Annotated in this window: 4 protein-coding genes; all 4 read right to left on the reverse strand. The window is 46.2% G+C overall.

Annotation, left to right across the window (positions count from 1 at the left end; genetic code table 11):
- Positions 1-205: 205 nt before the first annotated feature.
- Entirely contained in the window at positions 206-538 is a 333-nt protein-coding gene (locus ACNKU7_RS18740) for a hypothetical protein (RefSeq protein ID WP_418298513.1), read from the reverse strand.
- 127 nt (positions 539-665) lie between these two features.
- Positions 666-1,271, reverse strand: a complete 606-nt coding sequence (locus ACNKU7_RS18745) for a DUF4124 domain-containing protein (protein ID WP_418298514.1) — start codon at positions 1,269-1,271, stop codon at positions 666-668.
- A gap of 137 nt (positions 1,272-1,408) precedes the next feature.
- On the reverse strand, positions 1,409-1,669 hold the full coding sequence (locus tag ACNKU7_RS18750; protein ID WP_418298515.1) for a hypothetical protein: 261 nt from the start codon (positions 1,667-1,669) through the stop codon (positions 1,409-1,411).
- 144 nt (positions 1,670-1,813) lie between these two features.
- Positions 1,814-2,233 (reverse strand): hypothetical protein (locus ACNKU7_RS18755; protein WP_418298516.1); only part of this gene is annotated, 420 nt, incomplete at its 5' end.

Raw genomic sequence — 2,233 nt, forward strand, 5'->3', positions numbered from 1 at the left:
ACCTATAGCTGGAGCGCCAAGAAGTAGAATATATAGGGACAGAAAATATTTCATGGGTATTACGTATGCCTAACGCCGCCGGCAGGGGCAGCTTACCTTGTTCGCGTTTTGCGCAAAAATGGGAGCGCAGCGACCCGCGCAAAACGCGAACAAGGTAAGCTGTCCTGCGGAGGGCCGCAGGCCTGGAGCGACTTGCCCGGCCTTGTTAAGCAAATGACTGCACAAGAGCCATGGCCAACCCCGCCACCATTATGACTAGGCCCAAAATAAGGCCATATCTTACTCTACGAGCCTTTATATGTGCCCTTTGTCCTTCTGCAACTATATCCGGATTATTTGAATCTAAGAACTTTTTAGAAAGAACCCAACTGAAAAGTGAAAGCGTATTACCTAGGTCTGCGAAAGAAAATCCTGATGGGGCCCCAAGAAATTCCCAGGTCGCTGGATCTTTACTTTTTAAAAGAACTGCTAAGTCCGGAAATCGAATTTGCAAAATGCTTACAGCGAAAATCAGACATCCTAATATAGTTACAATCATCTCTGACTCTCCATTGCTTAACGCCGTGCGCAGCCGCGGACAATTTTGGGCGCTTTATGCGCGATAATGGGAGCGTAGCGACCGCGCATAAAGTGCACAAAGTTGGCCGTCGGCCTGCAGCGCTTTGTTAACCGTTGTAGAGTTTCGCTAACGACCTCAGTGCCTGGACGGACTCCCTGCACTTGGTTTCTCGGCTTCGTTCATGCTCTTTCCTCAATTTATTAAGCATGCCATCTAATCCATCCGTGAGCTGCCGGCCAGTATGATTGAACCGCTTTTTCCCGATTGTAAGATCATATCCATCACGATAATAGATGCTTCCAAGGGTAATACTGTCGCTAGCATTTCTCTTGAAATTTTCCATTGCTTCCGCCAGCTCTTTGTTATTTGGGCAAAATTCCAACGATATTCCAAAGATTTTTGTATATGCATATGATTTGGCTGCATCAGTAACAAGTAGCGCTTCAGCTGCTTGTAATGCTTCGGGATCGCTCGGATCAATATCCCTACCAATTGATTTCGCCAAATTTGTGATTAGCTCTTTTTTCCTATTTTCATCATCAGTTGCATTACTAGATTTTATCTCTTCCATAGATTCATCCTTCGCGCAAGGTCTATCTTGAAATTTAGTTTGCCCCTCATCATCTACACACTTAAAGAAAGCCTGAGAATTCATGGCTAAGAGAGAGCTCCAAATGAAAAGACAAAGGGATAGGGCTTTATTTAATTGCATTGCTACATTCCTTGTACGGTTAACGCTGCGCTCAGCCGCGGACAATTTTGGGCGCTTTATGCGCGATAATGGGAGCGAAGCGACCGCGCATAAAGTGCACAAAGTTGGCCGTCGGCCTGCAGTGCCTTGTTAGGTGGCTACCACCTAAGCGCATTAGATATCTCTTGAGAATCTTTGAATGTAGCTTTGCCACACCAGAACAGAATGGCTCCTCCAAAGTAATATGAGATAACTGATGCCAAGTAGATTTTGGGGTTTTTCTCAAATAGCACAACAAAATCTTCGGAGTTTGCATTGAGAGTTATCTCTCCCGAAATGATGGCTGCGCTGGCCTCAAATACAAGATAGCCTCCTGCGACAAGGCAAATTATCCCAACGATCTTTAATAGTAAATTCATGGATTCACCTAACGCCGCGAGCAGCGGCAGCTTGCTTTGGGCGCTTTATGCGCAAAAATGGGAGCGAAGCGACCTGTGCATAAAGTGCACAAAGTAAGCTGTCCGGTGAAGGCCCGCAGGGCCGGAACGAAATGCCTCGCCTTGTTAAGAGTTACCACGGGCATGGTTCACGCTGTCCTCAAATAGGTCTTTGTAAACCTCTAGGTTATAACCAGGGTAAGCTTTACAAATTGACTGATGACGCGCCCAAAACTCTTCTTCGCTGAACTCTCGAAAATCAGAGACATTGGCAGACATAAGAGTGCCAAACCATTCCGATAGCGAAGCGATCAATTTTAACGAAGCATTTACGTGACCAGCTGTGCCAAGATTGACGGTTCCGACTTTTAAACTGGAAGAAATGCTTTGAATCGCAGCATAGCCAGTTAGCCCGAGATGTCTGTACGCGCACTTTATAGACTTATCCATGCTTCTTATTACTCTTACTCTTAACGCCCACAGCAGGGGCGGCTTAATTTGTGCGCGTTTTGCGCAAAAATGGGAGCGGAGTGACCTGCGCAAAAG

It is taken from the genome of Microbulbifer weihaiensis (assembly GCF_048323715.1).
Classification (GTDB): domain Bacteria; phylum Pseudomonadota; class Gammaproteobacteria; order Pseudomonadales; family Cellvibrionaceae; genus Microbulbifer.

Coding starts and splice junctions, on each gene's coding strand:
- ACNKU7_RS18750 (WP_418298515.1), bottom strand. CDS start 1,669: ATGAATTTACTATTAAAGATCGTTGGGATAATTTGCCTTGTCGCAGGA.
- ACNKU7_RS18745 (WP_418298514.1), bottom strand. CDS start 1,271: ATGCAATTAAATAAAGCCCTATCCCTTTGTCTTTTCATTTGGAGCTCT.
- ACNKU7_RS18740 (WP_418298513.1), bottom strand. CDS start 538: ATGATTGTAACTATATTAGGATGTCTGATTTTCGCTGTAAGCATTTTG.